Source organism: Alkalibacter mobilis, from assembly GCF_015594845.1.
In the GTDB taxonomy this organism is placed as follows: domain Bacteria; phylum Bacillota; class Clostridia; order Eubacteriales; family Alkalibacteraceae; genus Alkalibacter; species Alkalibacter mobilis.
On sequence record NZ_JADNRK010000011.1, the window covers coordinates 23,152 to 42,032 of the forward strand.

Below are 18,881 nucleotides of genomic sequence, written 5' to 3' on the forward strand. Positions count from 1 at the left end.
CTTACTGTTCCTTGTATATGTACATATCCTGTGCTTCTTCTTTTTTTACGTGTTCCGTCAGATTCATCACCTGGACCTTGACGGTTTTTTGTCCCAGAGTTATGGCTATTTCATCGCCAACCTTTAGCTCTGTCCCCGCTTTTGCAACGTTTCCGTTGACTTGTATTTTTCCTTTATCGCAGGCTTCTTTGGCCAAGGTCCTTCTCTTGATCAGTCTGCTGACCTTTAAAAACTTGTCCAGTCTCATAACGCACCTCGAACTTTCTCTATATCACATATGAAAAAAGGGACTTTTCAGTCCCCGGTAAATTACTTGTTTATAGCATCCTTTAAAGCTTTGCCCGCTTTGAATCCCGGAGCTTTTGATGCAGGAATTATAAGTTCTTCCATTGTTTTTGGATTTCTTCCTTTTCTTTCTGCTCTTTCTCTTACATCGAAAGTTCCAAATCCAACCAAGGAAATTTTATCTCCCTTTTGAAGTTCTTCTGTTACTACCTCAACAAATGCGTTAAGGGCTTTCTCGCAGTCTTTTTTCGCAATATCGGTCTTTTCGGCCATTGCAGCCACCAATTCAGCTTTGTTCATTTTGTTCCCTCCTAATTTCTTAATAAATTTATAGTAATATATTTTCTTTATAAAGAAAATACTTGTTACTTATCCGATTCTCTTTGCTTGGCGATTTTCCAAAGGGATTCCAATTCCTCCAACGAAAGTTCTTCGATCTTCACCTTGTTTTTCTCGGCTTGGATCTCCATATCTTTGAATCTTTTTATAAATTTTTCAGTGGAAAGGTCCAAGGCTTCTCTAAAGTCTACTTTGAGCAGTCTCAGGACATTTACAACCGCAAAAACCAAATCTCCTGACTCGCTGATTATCTGAGTCTTGTCGCCCGTCTTCATTGCCTCGTGTATCTCGACAATTTCTTCCTTCACCTTTTCCATCGCACCCAATGGATCCTTCCAGTCAAAACCTGCCAAAGCCGCTTTCTTTTGAACTTTCTCGGCTCTCATGTACGCAGGGAAATTCTTGGGAATGACATCCATTTGATCAGAGATCCTGATGTGTCCTTTTTCCTGTCTTTTAAGTTTTTCCCACAGGTGAGCGTTAAAATTTTCCTTGTCTTCGTCCCCAAAAACATGAGGATGACGATGCACCAATTTGTTGTTGATACCTTCGATGACATCTCCAATATCAAAATAATAATCTTCTTCTGCCAGGGTGCTTAAGAAAACTATCTGCAAGAGCAAATCTCCCAATTCCTCGGACAAACCCTCCCAGTCCTGCCTCTCTATGGCATCAACTACTTCGTAGGCTTCCTCGATAACGTATTTTCGCAAAGATTCGTAGGTCTGCCTGGCATCCCACGGACACCCGTCTTCACTTCTGAGAGTTTTCATGGTGTTCATTAAAACATCCAGTTTTTTTGGATCTTCCAACTTTTCCGGTGGAATGTAAAGAGTAGTCAAATAACTAATATGCTCGGACCTGTCGAGCTCGTAAAGATTGATCCGTTCGATCCGTTCGCAATTGGTACCGGCTCCGTGAACAAGATACACTTCTTTTTCTCCGTCGTATATCCCATCAGTCAGCATCAATTTCAATTCCGAGGCCACAAACTTGTCGTAGACCTGCGTTACCAAAATCCCCATATGGGTGTTGATGTTTTTCCTGTTGGCAGACAAAGCGTCAACGATGGCGAGTCCCTTGACCGGATCGATCCGAAGTGCCGCCGCCATATTGTCTACAAAACTAACCGCAGACATCAAGCGGACCTTGACTTCGCAATGTTTATTATCTAATATTTCCAAGAGTATTTCAACACTTTTTTCAGCAAAAAGAGGATGTCCGGGCACTCCGTATACCAACTCATGGTATTTTTCGGCTTCATTGACCAAAATCTCGGCTATGCCTTGATAAACCTGGTCAAAACTCTCGCTTTCTTGGTAAAGTTCGTCAAATGTCTCAAATTCGATCCCCTCGGACTTCAGCTCCTCCACAGCCGGATGTTTTCCTGTTCTGAAATATACTTTTGAACTGTTTTTTATTACGTTGTAGGTCTCAATCGTCATCTGACCCAGACCACCGGCACCCAAGCCAACTATATAAATCGTTTTATCCATTTCAATCCTTTCCACCCAGTTTTTTGAATATGCTCATCAACTTTCTTCTTCCGGGCATAAATTGAATTTCTTCTTCCGTGAGTCCCTTGATCGCTATCAATCCAAAGAAATATACTCCAATACACAATACTATGGACAGCAATACGGTGATCCCATTACCTAACACACCCACCAATATATTGTAGATGCTTATCCCGAAAACCGCCATCGCCGCCGAAGCCACCAATGGTTTGATCAATGTTTGCACCACTTGTATCCTGACTCCTGTATAACGTCTTACGCTAATGTAATTCAAAATACCCACAACGGCATAAGCGGATATGTTGCTGATCACCAATCCGTATATGTTTATGGAAGGCATTGAAACAAATATGAAATTGAACAGCAGATTCACTCCCAATCCCGGAATAAGATGTTTCATGGGTTCGTTGAACTTGTCCAGTCCCTGCAAAATGCTTTGCAGTGTATTGGCAAACATAATGAGGATGGTGCTAAAGGCAAAATATCTTAAAATCCCTCCGCCGTATACCGAGTTTGGAAATAAAAGAGCAAATATCTGATCCGAAAATATGGACAACCCGACTGCACACGGGATAGCTATCAACAATATCACCCTTATGCCAAGCTCAGTTTTGTGCCGGATGGCCGCCTTATCCTTAAGTATTAAAGAACCGCTTATAGCCGGGACCAAAGTTATGGACATGGCGGTACTAAATGTCAGCGGTACGTTTATCATGGTTTGAGCATATCCGTAATCACCGAACATTATAGTAGCCGTTCTCAAGTCAAAACCCGCCATTCCCAATCTGGAAACATAAGTGAAAGAATTTACTATCCCGAACAGCGATACTATTGCAGATGTCATGGTAACGGGGACCGCTATTTGAACCAGCCTTTTCAATATTTTTTTATTTGATTCCCTGTTAAACTTTCGAGAGCTCTTTTTTATGCCGGGCCTGAATCCTTTCATGAATACTATCCATGAAAAAGCCAGAAAGGCAAATGCCGCCACCGCTCCGAAGAAAGCTCCCGATGAAGCTCCTCCGGCACCTTCAGCCTGACCAAAATTGTTTGTCAGATACAGGCATAGACCAATACCAAATATTACTCTGACAAATGCTTCGACTATTTGCGAAAGTGCGGTAGGCACCATTAATTGCATTCCTTGGAAAAACCCTCTAAATCCGGACATCAATGCTACCAGAAGAGGCGCAAAAGCCAAACCCAAAATCGCATAGTAAGACTCCTCATCCCATCTCCCAAGATCCATTATCCAATCAGCACCAAAGTAGAGGATAGCTGTGGTTATCGAACCGATAATGAACATGACAGACATGGAAACCTTGAACACCTGCATGACTCCCAGGTAGTTTTTTTCAGTGGCTCTCTCGGATATCATCTTTGATATGGCCACCGGGATCCCAATTATGGATATGGTAAGCATTAGATTATATATGCTGTAGGAGTTCATGTACAACCCCATACCAAAACTATCGAGTATTCTACCGATAGGCACCTTGAAAAAAAGGCCCAGCAATTTAGCGACGATCCCTCCGGCTGCAATTATACTTGCACCTTTTATATATGAACCCCTACCCATTTCATTCCTCCACGTTGTTAATCCTTATTATCTCACTAACTAACAATTTTACTTCTTAAGTTCCTCTTTGTAAAGCAAAGGCCGATAACCCGAAAAAAAAGCCGGTATCCACCGGCTATTACTTCAATCTGTCATAAAATGCCTCTACTTCGATTTTCTCAAATTCATCTTGCACGAACTTCTCATAAAATTGATTTTTCTTTATCGACAGCGCCCTTTCCCTGACGGCATCCTCCACTTGCTCGAGTGGCAGAGTCTCCACTATTTCCCTTCCATATACATGTCCCAGGTAATATACCCCTTCACTAACCACTACTTCCGTGTTTTCACCTATGGGCGTTGAAATCAATTCATCCCAAAAAATATTTTCCACATCCGTATAAAACACAGGTCCGAAATCGGCGGCAACTATTATCTTCTCATTATTTGAAAAATCCTCTAAAACTTGATCCACGTCCGAGCCATCAGTTTCTAAAGCCTTCAAAACATCTCCGGCAACAGTCTGATCGGTCATTACAAACCCTTTAACATGAACCGTGGAGTAATTGAATAGATCCATATTGTCCTCGTAGTACTTGAGAGTTTCTTCTTCGGTCAATGCTACATCGGCTATAACTTCATCATACAGTTGAAATATGAGCTGATTGTTTAAATAGCTCTCATTGATCAATTCTTCAAACTCATCTGCAGAAAGCTCATATTCCTTAAGCAAAGCCTCCAGGTCACCTTCATCGTAAAAATCATAAATTGTTTCCAGCAATTGTGTCGCTTGGGATTGAGCCTCATCCGCGTCAGGTTTCAATTCCATATTTTTTGCAACATCGACCAATATTACGTTCTCGATGATGCCATTCAGTATATTGTTTTTCAGGTTTTGTCCATCTTCACCCGTTGTGGGCATTTCCATCTCTGAAAGGTCGTAGCTGATCTGAGTCAATAACATGTGGTGGTTGAATGTTTCGTATCCGATCTCCTGCTCACCGATGACAGCCACGGCATTACTTTGTCCGGCACAGCCACCAACCATGAATACTGCCGCCAAGATCATCAATACAATGATTTTTTTCATATTTGCCCCCTATTATCCTGAATCCTTACTTAATTGACTCTGGAAGGATATGTTTTGACATTGTATTCATTTTTCAGCTCTTCTATATATATCTGGAAAGGATCCTTTATCTCTTCTTTTGTTATGTCGGCATCGGATCTGATTTCTTCTACCTTGGTTGTGTATGCAGATGCTGCTTTTGTCGCCAAAAGATTTGTTCTGATTTCATCCGTTTTCTCTTCCAAGGATGGAATTTCAGCATGATTTTTGTCGTAAACGTAGATGATGTGATATCCGTACTGACTTTCAACGGGCTCAACTGTTACATGGCCTTTTTCAAGATTGAATGCAGCCTCGGAAAATTCCTTAACCATCTGATCATAGGTAAATTCGCCTAAATCAGAGGCTTCTTTGATATTTTCATCATCCTGAGCGGCCACAAACGCCGTTTCAAAGGTTTCCGCACTCTTGATGGATCCCATCAAAGTGTCAGCGTATTCTTTTGAGTCGGTCAAGATATGCTTGGCAGATACGGTGCTTGTATCATACGATCCCTTGTTTTCTTCATAATACTCGGCGATTTCCTCCGAAGTTACCGTTAATCCGGTTTCAAGGGATTTTTGGTACTTTTTGATCAGTGCAGCCCTTTGTGCTTCCTGTGAAACAAGTTCATCGTATTTTTCAACAGTCAGGTAATAATCCGACAAATATCCCGCTAAGGATTCTTCATCAAAGTAAGTTGCGTACTTTGATTTTAAATTTTCCACTTCCTGAGATATTTCTTCCTCAGACACGGATATTCCCGCTTGATCAGCTTTGACAGACATCAGTCTGGATTCAGCTATCTTGTTGAGTATCTCATCGTATATGTAACCTAGACTTTCATCATCACTGGGCAAACCTGACCCCGTGTTCATATAATAATCGAATTCAAGCGAACTCAACTGATAATAAAACTCGTCTTTTGTAATGGTTTCTCCATCGATTTCCATTACTTTCTTTTCCAACTCCGAATCCTTGTTGTCGAATAACTCCGTATTGAAGTCCACGATGGCGGCATTCGCATATTTTACCTCTTCCATGTATCTGGTAAAAAATTCCTTGAAAGATTCCTCCGTCATATTACTCGCAGACAGTATTTTGGAATATTCGGTTTCTCCCAATCCATCGATAAAACTGTCCAGAGACGAATCGACCTCCTCTTGAAAACCTTCCATGTCCACTTCCAGTTCCAGCTTCTCCGCTTCGCTTTTCAGCATGTGGATTTCTCCCATGGTGTTTAAGATATCTTCATTCAACGCCTCCAGCTCATCTCCTTCAGGCATTGCATAGCCATTGAGAGCATAGATCAATTTGTGGTAGGTAAGATAGTTATTATACTCGGATTTAAGAATTTCCACATCTCCAACTTCGACAACCACCCTGGCCATGTCTTTTTCCTGGTCGACCTGGATCATATTGCAGCCTGCAGATACTGCTACAAGTGCGATCACGATCAGTATTATCAATTTTTTTCTCATGTTAAGATACTCATCTCCTCGTGTTTATTATGAACATTATATCCCTTGACCGTCCTTTTTAAAATCATTGATTCTTTCGATCAAGCTCTTGACTGCCTGAAGATTTTTCACTCCATCTCCATGGCCCTTGATCGTCAAGCTCATCTTGGTGTCTCCGGGATTGAATTTTATCTTATCAGTCTTAATCAATTCTTTAATTTCCAAAGGCTCCAGATAATGTCCTTCATCAAAAACGAATTTGATATCCTGTCCTGTTTCCTTAACCGACTCGATCCCTGCCGTTGAAGCTGAATTTTTCACAAGAGCCACATTTATCAGGTTTAAAACAGCTTTGGGTATATCCCCGTATCTGTCGATCAGCTCGTCTTTGATTTCGTCAGCATCACCGGAATTTTCAACCCCTGCAATTTTTTTATACAATTCGTACTTTTGTTTCTCGCTTTGGATATAGAAATCCGGTATGTATGCATCCACCTTGATTTCAACTGACGCCTTAACTTTATCCTCTTTTTTCAAGCCTTGAAGTTCATGGACCGCATCTTCCAGAAGACGTGTATACATCTCGTAACCCACAGACAGAAGGTGCCCGTGTTGTTCAGGTCCCAGAATATTTCCCGCTCCTCTAATTTCCAGATCTCTCATGGCTATTTTGAACCCGGAACCGAAATCCGTGAAGTCCTTGATTGCCTTCAACCGTTTTTCTGCAACTTCTTTAAGTGCCTTATCCTGCTTATAAGTTATGTATGCAAAAGACAGTCTATCAGATCTTCCGACTCTTCCCCTGAGTTGGTACAACTGGGAAAGTCCCATTTGATCAGCATTTTCAATGATCATTGTATTGGCGCGTGCAATATCCAACCCGGATTCAATGATGGTCGTACAGACAAGGACGTCAAACTCGTGATCTATAAATTCCATCATCACATTTTCGAGTCTTGTTTCTCCCATCTGCCCGTGGGCGACCCCGATTTTTGCCTCAGGAACCATGTTTTGTATCTTTTCGGCAACGGATTCGATCCCCCTGACCCTGTTGTATACGTAGTATACCTGCCCGCCTCTGGCAATTTCACGTTCAATGGCATCCTTGATGATCACATCGTTGTACTCCATGACATAAGTCTGAACAGGCGTCCGGTTGTGGGGCGGTTCGTCTATAACACTCATATCTCTCGCGCCTATCAAAGACATGTGCAGCGTTCGAGGTATGGGCGTAGCCGTCAAAGTTATCACGTCGATGTTTGCTTTTATGGCTTTTATTTTTTCTTTGTGTTTGACTCCGAACCTTTGCTCTTCGTCGATTATCAAAAGTCCCAGATCTTCAAAAACTACATCTTTGGACAACAGTCTATGGGTCCCAATGACGATATCGACTCTCTTTTTTCTTATATCTTTTATGATCTCTTCCTGCTGGGCTTTTGTCCGGAATCTGGACAGCATTTCTATCTTGATTGGATAATCTGAAAATCTTTGAACAAAGTTGTTGAAATGCTGCTGTGCCAAAACCGTGGTGGGAACCAAAACCGCTACTTGTTTGCTGTCCATGACCGCCTTGAATGCTGCGCGGATGGCAACTTCGGTTTTTCCATATCCAACGTCTCCGCATATCAACCTGTCCATCGGCACCGCAGATTCCATGTCTTTTTTCACATCTTCAATGGCTCTCAGTTGATCATCGGTTTCCTGGTATGGGAACTTTTCTTCAAACTCTTTTATCCATTCATTGTCCGGGGGAAACCTGTGACCTTTGACGTTCATCCTGTTAGCATAGATTTCCATCAATTCTCTGGCCAAATTATCTACAGATTTTTTGGCGTTGCTCTTGACCTTTTTCCATTCGGCGGAATCCAGCCTGTTGAGTTTTGGCTCCTTGTCACCGAAACTCATATAAACCTGTATGGAATCCATTTGGTCTATGGGGATGTACAGTTTATCGCCTTTTGCGTATCTAAGGTGCAAAAAATCTTTTTTTATCCCTTCGATGGGGATTTGTTCCATGCCCATATACACACCAATACCATGGACATCGTGAACTATATAGTCCCCGACTTTAAGCTGTGTGAAACTTTCTATCTTTTTTCTTTTTTTCTTTTTCTCTTTTTTCTTCTTTACTTCTTTTTTGAATATCTCACTGTAAGTCAGCCAAACCATTTTATCCGAATATAACTCGAATCCGGACTTGATCCCGGACTTTATTATATTTACACTGCCCTTGTCCAGGTCTTCTTTAATTTCCGAAGTAAACGCTATCTGATAACCACCCAACATCTCTTTCAAGGATTCGAGTTCCCTCGAAGTCTCGTAAGAGATGAACACATGGTAATCTTTTGCGAACCAATCAGTTATTTGATCTGCCAGAGCTCCGATCTTTCCGTAAAAGGAATAAACCTGTCTGCTGGACGCATCGATTTCCACGTCTACCGGAAAAGCGGAAAAATTTCTGGTCAATTTATGAAACTCAACTGTCCTTCGGCCGGAAATCCTGCGATGGATAAAAGAAGGGTCGTTGTACGTTTCCAACAACCTAGGCAAAACTTCACCTTTTTCCAACAAATTTTTGAATTCTTCCTCTATCCTGACATTTATTGACTGGATGATTTCAGCAAATCCATTAGCTTCGTCAAGAAACACCCTGTCCTCATCATCAAACCAACCTAGAATATCTACTAATTCATCTTCAGACCAAGGTATCAGTGAGGAAATATTTTTTAAAGTGCCTTCCCCTATGCGTTCTTTCAATTCCTGCAAAGCACTTTGGGAATCCCTGTTGCTTATTTTGGAAACGTAATCAGCTAGGTATTCTAAAGCCCCGTTTTGCATCTTATCTAATGTTTCCTTGGAGAAGACAAGCTCCCGGGCAGGAGTTATCTTTAATTTGTCAAGTTTGCTAACCGACTTTTGGTCGGCAGGGTCGAATACTCTAATGGAATCGACTTCTTCATCAAACAATTCGATCCTGAAGGGTCTTTCGCTGATGGCGTCAAATACGTCCAATATTCCTCCCCTGACAGCAAATTCACACCTGTTTTCAACCTGTTCCACTCTTTCATATCCTAAAGCCCTTAGATCATCCAGAAGGGAATTTAAATTTATCTCATCTTCCATTCTTATGGATATGGAGGACTTTTTATACCTGTCCTTTGGAATCATTTTCTGCATCAGCGCATCAGGCGTGGTAACAATCAGCTTTCCTTTTTTCGAAATCACGGCATCGAGTACTTTAAGCCGTTCCAGACTCACCTCTCTGCTCCTGTTTTCCAAGAACAAAAAATGATACGGCTCCGCCGGTAAATAAAAAGCTCTTCCTGGAGCTACCGACTCCATGAAACCAACATATTCCTTTGCCTTGGATTCATTTGCACAAATCATCATGTGGTTTCTTTTTTCATGGGATAAAACCAAAGCTGCGATGGCTTTTATCTCGTCTTCCGCATTGTAAACCCCAATCCTCTGACGGTTTGATTTGTAGCTTTTGTGAATTTCGGTCAATAATTTTGTTCTTTTTAATATATCGACCAAAGGGTCTTTCATAGATTTCTCCTCCATATCGGTAAAGACCGGCAATTAGCCGGGCGTGGATTTTACCAGGTTCTTACCTGTTGTATTGGTTCATGGCTTCGTTTATACCCATTTCCAAAAACATTTCAACAGCTTCCGCTGATTTGATAACTGCATCTTTCATCAGGGTCATCTCGTCAGGGGAAAACCTTCCCAAAACGTATGCGGCGAGATCCCCATGCCCTGGTTTACCTATGCCAATCCTGAGTCTGGGCATCTGGTCGCTTTTGACCATACTTATTATGGATTTCATTCCATTGTGCGTTCCCGGTCCACCTTTGCTCCTCAGCCTGATCTTTCCCGGTTCCAGATCCACATCATCGTAAACTATCAGAATATCTTCCGGGTCAACATCATAATAATCCAGGATTTCAGCTACACTTTCACCGCTCAAATTCATATAAGTTTGCGGTTTGACCAAAAAAACCTTCTCCCCTTTGAATCTGAATTCCCCGACTAAAGCTTTATGCTTGGATTTGAAATCCACTTGATGCCTTTGGGCCATGTGATCTACCAATTCGAACCCGATATTATGCCTTGTAAGGTCGTATTTTCTTTCCGGATTTCCCAATCCTACCACTACTTTCATATCTTCACCATATTTCTTTTGATTCTTTATAAATATTAAGAGGCAAGTCTCCTTGCCTCCTTGATTTTCTCAATTGATCAATCAAACAATGTGCTGACAGATTCACTATTGTGAACTCTCTCAATGGCTTTTGCAAAGATAGGTCCCACTGATAGCACCTTGAACATGTCCAGAAACTTTTCATCGGGTATGTCTATGGTATTCAGCGTCACCAACTCTTCGATGGCGGAATCCTTTATCCTTTGCACCGCAGGACCCGACAATACCGCATGGGTGCAAGCTGCAAATACGCTCTTTGCGCCCATCTGTTTAAGTGCGTTGGCACCATTGCAGATGGTACCCGCCGTATCTATCATGTCGTCAACCAAAATGCAGTTTTTGTCCTTTATGTCCCCGATAATGTTCATGACCTCGGATACATTCGCTTTTGGTCGCCTTTTATCTATGATGGCCAAGGGAGAATTAAGCATTTCAGCCAATTTTCTAGATCTTGGAACACTTCCCGCATCCGGTGAAACTACCACCAAATCGTCTCTGTTCAAAGATTTGTAATATTCTGCAATGATCGGCAGCCCCAAAAGGTGATCTACCGGCATATCGAAAAATCCCTGGATCTGCGTTGCATGAAGATCCATGGTGATCACTCTGTCCGCTCCTGCCACGGTGATCAAGTCGGCCACCAGTTTTGCAGTTATCGGATCTCTTGATTTAGCTTTTCTATCCTGCCTCGCATAACCGTAGTAAGGTATTACAGCATTTATTCTACCTGCAGAAGCTCTTTTCATGGCATCGATGCTTATCAAGAGTTCCATCAGATTGTTGTTGACTGGATATGACGTGGATTGAATGACAAACACATCCGCACCCCTCACAGTTTCATTAAGGTTGAATGATATCTCCCCGTCACTGAAAGTCTTTAAAGATGCATCAGTCAGATTCATCTCCAGATGGTCTGCAATTTCCTTCGCCAGTTTAATGTTTGAATTGCCTGCAATAATTTTCATTTCTTTGAATTTACCGTCCATTTGCGCTTATCTCCTCCTAATATCTATCCAATATTGAATCCCCGATCGATTTTCGCAAGGTCCAATTGGTTTACTTTTCATCCACCTTTTTTCTGTCATGAGTTTTATAGTAATTTTCTTTTGTTACTTGCCTGGATCTTGCAATAGCAAGGGAATCTTTGGGAACCTCTTCAGTTATTGTGGAACCTGCCGCTATATAGGATCCTTCCCTAACGGTAACTGGAGATACCAGGTTTGTATTACAGCCAACAAAAACATCGTCTTCGACGACCGTTATATGTTTTTCCTTTCCATCGTAGTTTACAAAAACTACTCCACAACCCAAGTTAACGTTTTTTCCAACGTATGCGTCTCCAACATAAGTAAGGTGGGAAGCTTTGGAACCGTCACCGAATCTGGCATTTTTCATTTCTACGAAATCACCGATTTTCGCATTCTTTCCAATTTTGCAGTCCGGCCTTATATACGCATATGGACCGATCTTTGAGTATTCTCCTACAGAACTGCCCACAAGTATCGAGGTCTGTATGGTCACACCATCGGCAATTTTGCAGTCCGTGATCTTGCTTCTTTCCAATATTGTGCACCCTGAACCTATTTGAGTCTCTCCTTCCAAAATGCACCCTGGATATATTACGGTGTCTCTGCCTATGGTAACTTCCTTGTTTATATAAGTTGCGTCAGGATCTATTATAGTGACTCCATTTTCCATGTGATGCTCGTTGATGCGTCTTCTCAAGATTTTTTCGACTTGGGCAAGCTCTACCCTTGAGTTTACAGCCTTGATATTTTCAACATCTGTAATAAATGTCCCTGTCTTCAAACCGTCTTTATTCATTATTTCGATCACATCAGTAAGATAATACTCTTGCTGGGCATTGTCATTTCCCAATTTATCCAGGGATTTGATCAAATCACCACTGTTAAAACAATACATGCCGGAATTGATTTCATTGATTTTCAATTCTTCGTCAGTTCCGTCTTTTTGTTCTACGATCCTCGACAAATTGCCGTTGTTATCCTTGACAATTCTACCATAACCTGTAGGATTTTGCATCATTGCAGTCAAAACAGTTGCACTATTCCCCCCGGATTCATGGTTTTCCATCATTTTCGACAAGGTATTTCCATCTATTAAAGGAGCATCTCCTACAAGAACCAAGACATTCGTGTCATCATTTGGAAGAAATTCTTTTGAAACCATCAATGCATGCCCTGTACCCAGCTGCTGGTCCTGAGATATGTAATTTATTTCAGACCCCATAGCTTCCATTATCATTTCTTTCTTGTGACCGACAATGGCGTAAACCTGGGACACCCCAGCCTCTGTGCAGCCATCGACAACATGTGCCAGCATATATTTTCCGGCCGCCTTATGCAGTACCTTGGGTATCTCGGACTTCATCCGAGTTCCTTTTCCGGCTGCCAATATCAATGCGATCGTATTGCTCATTCATTGTACCTCCAATTTTCTTAATCAACGCAATAATATTATATGATTTATTACAGCTTTTGTACACCGCCAATATAACATATAAAATGGGGTTTAGCCTCACAACCTGCAAAAAATAAAAAAAGGGACCATTAGATCCCTGAAGTATCATTTGCCTGTATCAATAATCTGTTTCCGATGATTCCTCTTCGTCATCCTGTTCTTCAAGAACTGCAGTATACTTCTCCAGAACGGAATCCTGAATCTGAGTTCTTGTCTCCATATTGATCGGATGAGCTATATCCTTAAACTCTCCGTCAGGAGTCTTTCTGCTTGGCATGGCAATGAACAAACCGTTCTGTCCTTCTATGATCTTAATGTCATGAACAACGAACTGATCGTCAAAGGTAACCGAAACTATGGCCTTCATTTTACCTTCTTTTGAGATCTTTCTAACTCTTACATCTGTGATTTGCATTTTTTAGCCTCCCCTTTAGTAATAAAACATCGAAAACATTGACATATACTTATATTCCCATTATATAGGACTTCTAACACTTTTTTTAGTATTTTTTTTGATTTTTTTTATTTTTCTAAAAACGATCTTTGTCTTCAATTTTATTCATTATATGGAATAATATCGATAGCACCTGATTCCGGGTCGAGATTTCTTATCACCATCAGCGGGTTATAATCCTGCACTAATTTTTTTTCCGGTTCCTTGGTCGCTATAAGCACAGATACTCCTTTGACTTCAGCTTCGAATTCCTCCATCATGCTGATGATCCCCTTTATGGTGCCGCCGCCTTTCATGAAATCATCGACTATAACAACATTTGACCCCTTCTTCATTGCTCTTTTCGACAGCGACATTGTCCCAATCTTGGAACTGGATCCCGATATGTAATTGATGGTAACAGTCGTCCCCTCAGTCACCCTTGTCTGCCTTCTCACTATTACCAATGGAATATTCAGATATCTTGCCGTCATCAACGCCACCGGTATTCCCTTGGTCTCCATAGTGACCACATAATCGACCTTTTCATAAAGATATTTACCCGCTATTATCCTGCCGAGTTTGTCGACTATATCAGGCATGTACAAAATGTCCGTATAATATAAAAATCCTCCCGGGATTATTCGCTCCGGATCCCTTAATTTCTTGCAAACTTCCTCCAAAAAATACTCCCGATCTCCATGGGACATGGAAGGCACGTACTTGACTCCTCCTGCCGCACCTGAAACGGTTTCTATCTTCCCCATTTCCAAGTTTTCGATAATTTTTTTGACCACTAAAATATCTTCACTGATGCTCGACTTTGCTGCAAAAAACTTTTCACTGAAAAAATTGTATGTAATTACCTTATTGGGATTGTCGGCCAATATTTTTATAATTGCCCCGATCCTCTCGTTTCTTTTGTATTTTTCCACTTTCCACCTCTTTTAGAATCTCTTAAAACACGAATATTAATACTTCTGTTTATAATTTTATTCATGTTTTCAAGTTTTTTCAACTAATATTTGTTTATTCCCAATTTATTTTTTACCATGGACTTCAAATTCCATGCCTTATGTTATAATATTTACATTCCAGCCGAACCAGGATTTGGCTTGGGACCAACTTCTGAAGCGAGGTATGATGATGAAAGAAAAACTTGAAGCATTACTTGGTAACAAGATAAAAAAAGTCCATTTTATAGGAATTGGCGGCTCGAGCATGAGCGGTCTGGCTTCAATACTATTAAAAAACGGTATAAGCGTTTCCGGATCTGATATGAAGTCATCCGCCTACACCGAAAAATTGCAGGCAAAGGGAGCCGATATATTCATAGGCCATCAGGGATCAAATATTGAACCTTCGTGTTCATTGGTAGTTTACACTGCCGCCATATCAAAAGACAATCCGGAACTTCTGGCTGCACAAGGCCTGAAGATCCCCACCATGGAAAGGTCCGCATTTTTGGGTTTGCTTACTGAAACATTCCCCCACACCATAGCAGTGGCGGGAACTCACGGCAAAACCACGACTTCGTCTCTGATTGCAACGATCCTTTATGAAGGCGATCTGGATCCTACTGTCAGCGTAGGCGGTATAATTTCAACATTTAAAAGCAATTTCCATGTAGGAGCGGGAAATTATTTTGTCACAGAGGCCTGTGAGTATGTGGACAGCTTTCTACGATCCCGGCACAATATCGGAATCATATTGAACATTGAACACGAACACGTTGATTACTTTAAAAGCCTCGACCAGGTCAAAGAATCATTTCGCAAATTTGCAGAGATCATCCCGTCAGACGGATATCTGATCGTCAACGGAGACTCTCCTGTTGTTTTAGACGTCACTAAAGGCTTGAACTGCCAGATCATAAAAACCGGGCTTGGCGAACACAATGACTACCATGCAAAAAATATAACCTACGATGATTTTGGTCGTCCTTCTTACGATGTGTACAAAAACGGAAAACTCTGGCAGCGATTTAAACTGAATATTCCAGGAGAACACAACGTGATGAACTCGCTTGCAGCCATAGCCTGCGCAGATATCTGCGGCGTCCCCGCCCAAACCATTGCAGAGTCTTTGACCGGATTTTCAGGAGCCGGAAGAAGGTTTGAACTCAGGGGTGTGGCAAACGGAATAACCGTAGTTGAAGATTACGCCCATCATCCCACTGAAGTCGCAGTCACCATCAATGCGTGTAAAAATTACAAGGCAAACAATTTGATAGTCGTCTTCCAGCCTCACACCTTCTCGAGGACTTTCCACTTCTTCGACGAAATTGTCGAGGCGTTGAGAGGAACTGATCATCTTATTGTCAGCGATATCTACTCCGACAGGGAAAAAAACACATATCCCGTTGACCATGGCGATCTTGCAAAAGCCGCCGGAGAGAGGCTTAATATCCCTGCTAAGCACATATCTGATTTTGACGACATCGTCAATGAAGTGTCTTCCATAGCCAAACCGGGAGATTTCGTACTGGTGGCTGGTGCAGGAACAATAAACCAGGTAGCATACAAACTTGTTGAACATCTCAATCAAAAAAAATAAAACGCCCGGGCGTTTTATTTTTTTATGAGTTCTTTAAGCTTCTCTGATTTGTCGATAAAGTTCAACAAGGGATATCCCAATCCGTATACGGCCAGTGTCTGACCCAGACCCACCCAAAACACGCTGGGCAGATAAGGTATCGAAAGGACCTTGAAAAGCACGTACGGTATTGCCAGCGCATTTATCACAATGGACGGTAAAGGCACCAATTTCTTGTTTTTGATCTTTGACGCCATCCACGCCGCCACAAGGGTCGAAAGACTTCCCACCACCACATCCAGCATCCCTAAAGGACTGCCGAAAAAATTTGCCAGTAAACACCCGGCAAACAATCCGGGAATGGCTGCGGGGGTGAACCAGGGGAGTACAGTCAATGCCTCAGAAAATCTCACCTGCAAGCCTCCATAACTTAGAAATGGAAGCAACAGAGTCAGTGCGGCATAAATCGAAGCGATAATGCCAGCTTTAACCAAATACTTTGTTCTACTATTCATTTTTACCTCCGTAGTTTTTTTTATTGACAGGATTTTGCGAACTGTCACGGTAGGTTATTATACTCCAGTTTTCGATATAAAACAACTCAAATTTAATCCGCCCTGCTGAATAACAGGCATTCTCTGTGATATAATGTCATTATTGGAGTGTGGTGTTGATGAGTTACGGATTGATCCTTGGAGGCGATGGTTCCAAATCCGCCTTCGAACTTGGCGTATGGAAAGGTTTAATGGAAATCAATGTAGAAATCTGCGCTGTAACTGGAAGTTCAATTGGCCTTGTAAATGCGGCTCTTATTGCACAAAATGATTTTGAGCTGGCTATTTCATTTTGGTCTGAAGGCTTTATGTCCGAATACAACAGATATAATCAGATACTGACTGAAAATTATCTGGCTCTTTGGTCCAAGTTGGAAGATCATGAATTCAGGTCCGCCTTTAAAACATTTATTTATTCTGAAATTCCTGAAATAAAAGCTTTTAAAGATTATTTGGCAAAATATCTCAACGAAGATAAAATAAGGGGTTCTTCCGTCAACTTGATTCTTCAAACCTATTCTCCCAAAGACATAAAACCCGCAGGCATCTCCATAGATCAAATTCCCGAAGGAGATTTGATGGATCACATCTTGTCCGGTTTTTCCTATCCGGCTCTCAGGATCGGTACCGACATCTCTGAAACTCCAGGAAGCCTGTTGACTGAATTCGGATACTTGAAGCATATTTTGGCCGGTCAATCCGCCGATCACGGTTTTCCGTACGGAAACAAGCCCCGACCCATTGAATCTGTCAGCATCCAAAACTCGGAGCATCTGGGTTTGACTTTGGAATTCGATCCTGTAATGTTTGAAAGAAACGTTGCAATGGGTCATCTGGACACTCTAAAAAAATTCGATGTCCTCCAGGGAAAGTATTATTACCTTGACTTGACCGAGGGAATGAGTGACTTCACTAAGTTCAAGGAGCACCTGGGTTTTCCTCTGCCAGGCGAGGACGGCATCAAATTGCCATCTCTTCTTGGGATCAAGAATTTTGGAACACGGGAAGAAAATATTTCTTCAATATCCGGACTATTGGGATTCACTCCTTATCGCGGCAGGCCCATGGCCATATCCATGATTGAAATGACCGCCAGAAACTTGAATGTTCCAAGGCTGAAGAAGTATACTTGCGATGAACTGATCGGAGAAATCTTTCAGAGCGTTAACAGCCTGTTGGACAAACATCTGGCCAGCATAAAAAGTCCTGAAAAGATACTCAGTATTTTCAAACTGAACGATGAGGAAGGAACTCCTCTGGATGAGATATCATTTCTGTCTTATTACATGTATTTTTTAAGTATTGGAGTCAATTCCAGATTTCCATTGAAAAAACTGACTGAAAATTTTACCCCTGAAATTTCACTGTCAATAATTACTTTGTTGTATTTGAGCAACGGATGAAAACAGGCGTCCCGAAAGTATTTTTGAAACTTTCGAGACGCCTTTTATTTGAATCTTTTACGATGCTTTTCCACAACACTTCTTGTATTTTTTTCCACTTCCACAAGGACAGGGATCGTTTCTGCCCACCTTGTTTTCTTTAACGATGGTTTTAGAACGATTGTATTCCTTGGTTATGGCTTTTCTTTTCTCAGCAGACAAAATTCCTTCCCACTGCTCCAATTCGTAAAGCCAAGGCGCTGGAACAGCCAACATGTTGTAATAAAGTTTTTCAAAATCTATGTCTATCTGAACCGTATCACTTTCACTCAACTTTTCCAAATCGTTTGGTTCTTTGATGCTGTCGTTTATCCCATCTAAAAATCCCATGAAATATGTTGTATCCACTCCATACACTTGGGCAAGATCTGATATTTTTCCTTTTATTTCACCTTGTTTTTCTCCAAGGATCTTCTCGTATATCTTTTGTTCTCTGCCACAAAAATCATCCCAAAATTCCTGCTGTTTTTCTTCGCTTTCCATGGATTTTTCTATTATATTTTTCCATTCTTCGTATAAGGCCATTTTTTTACCTCCCTTTTCAATAAAAGGAATTATACCGTACTTCCATAATTATTACAATAATACAACGTTAAAATCTTTTTCTCCCTCTACCACTGGAATTTCACGGACCCTTATGTTTTCAACTTCAGCAAACCTGTTTGGTCCTTCATATAGTCGATATATGTATTTTTCTATGTCGATTTCTCTTCCTTGTACGTTGATTTCTACAGTGGAATCGTAATTATTTTTGACGTTGCCGCTTAAATCCAACTTTAACGCAAGCTCCTTGGCGAACCATCTGAAGCCCACGCCCTGAACCCGTCCTTCGATTATTAAGTTTACCCTGATCATCCCTCTTCACCTCTTCGTCTATTATACCCAATTTTTCTAAAAATATTAATTTGTTTATATTATTTATTGTCTGGGTATGAATTGTACTGTGAATTCATAATAGAAGGAGT

At 41.3% G+C, this 18,881-nt stretch carries 17 protein-coding genes; 2 read left to right on the forward strand and 15 right to left on the reverse strand.

Annotated elements, in window-relative coordinates:
• Nucleotide 1: 1 nt before the first annotated feature.
• The 12 genes from IWB18_RS07240 to purR form a co-directional block, all read right to left on the reverse strand.
• Nucleotides 2-247 (reverse strand): RNA-binding S4 domain-containing protein, encoded by a 246-nt coding sequence (locus IWB18_RS07240; protein WP_195682950.1) that lies wholly within the window; start codon nt 245-247, stop codon nt 2-4.
• 62 nt (nt 248-309) lie between these two features.
• Complete coding sequence (locus IWB18_RS07245) at nt 310-585, reverse strand: HU family DNA-binding protein (protein WP_195682951.1); 276 nt, start codon at nt 583-585, stop codon at nt 310-312.
• A 65-nt stretch (nt 586-650) separates the two neighbouring features.
• The gene (gene yabN, locus IWB18_RS07250) at nt 651-2,120 is read right to left on the reverse strand and encodes a bifunctional methyltransferase/pyrophosphohydrolase YabN (RefSeq protein ID WP_195682952.1); all 1,470 of its coding nucleotides are present in this window, start codon (nt 2,118-2,120) and stop codon (nt 651-653) included.
• Between the two features lies 1 nt (nt 2,121).
• Nucleotides 2,122-3,720, reverse strand: a complete 1,599-nt coding sequence (locus IWB18_RS07255) for a putative polysaccharide biosynthesis protein (RefSeq protein WP_195682953.1) — start codon at nt 3,718-3,720, stop codon at nt 2,122-2,124.
• Nucleotides 3,721-3,838: 118 nt separating this feature from the next.
• Nucleotides 3,839-4,789, reverse strand: a complete 951-nt coding sequence (locus tag IWB18_RS07260; RefSeq protein ID WP_195682954.1) for a SurA N-terminal domain-containing protein — start codon at nt 4,787-4,789, stop codon at nt 3,839-3,841.
• 29 nt (nt 4,790-4,818) lie between these two features.
• Nucleotides 4,819-6,288, reverse strand: coding sequence for a SurA N-terminal domain-containing protein (locus IWB18_RS07265; RefSeq protein ID WP_195682955.1), 1,470 nt, complete (start codon nt 6,286-6,288; stop codon nt 4,819-4,821).
• Between the two features lie 36 nt (nt 6,289-6,324).
• Nucleotides 6,325-9,816 (reverse strand): transcription-repair coupling factor, encoded by a 3,492-nt coding sequence (gene mfd, locus IWB18_RS07270; protein ID WP_195682956.1) that lies wholly within the window; start codon nt 9,814-9,816, stop codon nt 6,325-6,327.
• A 61-nt stretch (nt 9,817-9,877) separates the two neighbouring features.
• On the reverse strand, nt 9,878-10,432 hold the full coding sequence (gene pth, locus IWB18_RS07275) for an aminoacyl-tRNA hydrolase (RefSeq protein WP_195682957.1): 555 nt from the start codon (nt 10,430-10,432) through the stop codon (nt 9,878-9,880).
• A gap of 77 nt (nt 10,433-10,509) precedes the next feature.
• Entirely contained in the window at nt 10,510-11,457 is a 948-nt protein-coding gene (locus IWB18_RS07280; RefSeq protein ID WP_195682958.1) for a ribose-phosphate diphosphokinase, read from the reverse strand.
• A 70-nt stretch (nt 11,458-11,527) separates the two neighbouring features.
• Entirely contained in the window at nt 11,528-12,910 is a 1,383-nt protein-coding gene (gene glmU, locus IWB18_RS07285) for a bifunctional UDP-N-acetylglucosamine diphosphorylase/glucosamine-1-phosphate N-acetyltransferase GlmU (RefSeq protein WP_195682959.1), read from the reverse strand.
• A gap of 160 nt (nt 12,911-13,070) precedes the next feature.
• The gene (gene spoVG, locus IWB18_RS07290; RefSeq protein WP_195682960.1) at nt 13,071-13,367 is read right to left on the reverse strand and encodes a septation regulator SpoVG; all 297 of its coding nucleotides are present in this window, start codon (nt 13,365-13,367) and stop codon (nt 13,071-13,073) included.
• A 140-nt stretch (nt 13,368-13,507) separates the two neighbouring features.
• Nucleotides 13,508-14,320, reverse strand: coding sequence for a pur operon repressor (gene purR, locus IWB18_RS07295; RefSeq protein ID WP_195682961.1), 813 nt, complete (start codon nt 14,318-14,320; stop codon nt 13,508-13,510).
• Nucleotides 14,321-14,531: 211 nt separating this feature from the next.
• On the opposite strand from purR, the gene murC reads away from it, so the two are divergent.
• On the forward strand, nt 14,532-15,941 hold the full coding sequence (gene murC / locus IWB18_RS07300) for a UDP-N-acetylmuramate--L-alanine ligase (protein WP_195682962.1): 1,410 nt from the start codon (nt 14,532-14,534) through the stop codon (nt 15,939-15,941).
• 14 nt (nt 15,942-15,955) lie between these two features.
• On the opposite strand, the gene IWB18_RS07305 is transcribed toward murC, so the two are convergent.
• Nucleotides 15,956-16,435: a QueT transporter family protein gene (locus IWB18_RS07305; RefSeq protein ID WP_195682963.1), complete on the reverse strand. Its 480-nt coding sequence runs from the start codon at nt 16,433-16,435 to the stop codon at nt 15,956-15,958.
• Nucleotides 16,436-16,593: 158 nt separating this feature from the next.
• Here IWB18_RS07305 and IWB18_RS07310 point away from each other — a divergent pair, with 158 nt between their 5' ends.
• Nucleotides 16,594-17,877, forward strand: coding sequence for a patatin-like phospholipase family protein (locus IWB18_RS07310; protein ID WP_195682964.1), 1,284 nt, complete (start codon nt 16,594-16,596; stop codon nt 17,875-17,877).
• Between the two features lie 57 nt (nt 17,878-17,934).
• Here IWB18_RS07310 and IWB18_RS07315 read toward each other — a convergent pair whose 3' ends face one another.
• Together IWB18_RS07315 and IWB18_RS07320 are read right to left on the reverse strand one after the other, a co-directional pair.
• On the reverse strand, nt 17,935-18,441 hold the full coding sequence (locus tag IWB18_RS07315; RefSeq protein WP_195682965.1) for an SEC-C metal-binding domain-containing protein: 507 nt from the start codon (nt 18,439-18,441) through the stop codon (nt 17,935-17,937).
• A gap of 51 nt (nt 18,442-18,492) precedes the next feature.
• On the reverse strand, nt 18,493-18,771 hold the full coding sequence (locus IWB18_RS07320; protein ID WP_195682966.1) for an acylphosphatase: 279 nt from the start codon (nt 18,769-18,771) through the stop codon (nt 18,493-18,495).
• Nucleotides 18,772-18,881: the final 110 nt, after the last annotated feature.